2 tRNA genes are annotated in these 378 nt (G+C 50.5%); both read left to right on the forward strand.

The window, feature by feature from the left end:
- Positions 1-57: 57 nt before the first annotated feature.
- Positions 58-134 (forward strand) — tRNA-Ile (locus tag M975_RS22040).
- A gap of 113 nt (positions 135-247) precedes the next feature.
- Positions 248-323, forward strand: a tRNA-Ala gene (locus tag M975_RS22045).
- Positions 324-378: the final 55 nt, after the last annotated feature.

A 378-nucleotide genomic window follows, 5' to 3' on the forward strand; every position in this document is an offset into this window, starting at 1 on the left:
GAACTTGCGTAGTGCTCACACAGATTGTCTGATAGAAAACGAGCAGTAAAACCTTATAGGCTTGTAGCTCAGGTGGTTAGAGCGCACCCCTGATAAGGGTGAGGTCGGTGGTTCAAGTCCACTCAGGCCTACCAAACTTCTCTCCATGCTGTGTTGCGACCCCGCTCACATACGTTAGTATGCTTCGCGGTGACGTGCCTTGCCTGAAGAGAAGTTAAAGGTAAATCAAAGGTTTTACGAAATCGATGGGGCTATAGCTCAGCTGGGAGAGCGCCTGCCTTGCACGCAGGAGGTCAGCGGTTCGATCCCGCTTAGCTCCACCATCATTTCATGCTCAAAAAATACTTCCAAGTGTGCTGGCAACAGTATGCTGCGAAG

The organism is Buttiauxella brennerae ATCC 51605 (assembly GCF_001654925.1).
In the GTDB taxonomy this organism is placed as follows: Bacteria; Pseudomonadota; Gammaproteobacteria; order Enterobacterales; family Enterobacteriaceae; genus Buttiauxella; species Buttiauxella brennerae.